Annotated in this window: 1 tRNA gene; it reads right to left on the bottom strand. The window is 36.7% G+C overall.

Annotated elements, in window-relative coordinates:
• Nucleotides 1–199 precede the first annotated feature (199 nt).
• Nucleotides 200–273: transfer RNA gene (locus IW20_RS25155), tRNA-Ala, on the bottom strand.
• Between the last annotated feature and the right edge of the window lie 68 nt (nucleotides 274–341).

Raw genomic sequence — 341 nt, 5'->3', positions numbered from 1 at the left:
TCGCAGCTTATCACGCCTTTCATCGCCTCTGAGAGCCAAGGCATCCCCCATACGCCCTTATTTTGCTTATTGTACCAGCCTTGATAAATCAAGACCGTTTTTTTATTTACTGTATTACTACAGTTAATAAAAAATGCTTTCTACTTTTTATTATTTTCTTATCTCAATATGTCAATGAACTTTTATCCTTTCGGATCTGTGGAGAATAACGGAGTCGAACCGTTGACCTCCTGCGTGCAAGGCAGGCGCTCTAGCCAGCTGAGCTAATCCCCCAATTTTAATTAAAAATTAAAAATCGTGAATTAAAAATTATGAACTTTTTTGATTCTTAATCTTTCAAC

Origin of the sequence: Flavobacterium hydatis, from assembly GCF_000737695.1 — a bacterium.
Classification (GTDB): domain Bacteria; phylum Bacteroidota; class Bacteroidia; order Flavobacteriales; family Flavobacteriaceae; genus Flavobacterium; species Flavobacterium hydatis.
This window is presented reverse-complemented; position numbering and strand designations above follow the sequence as displayed.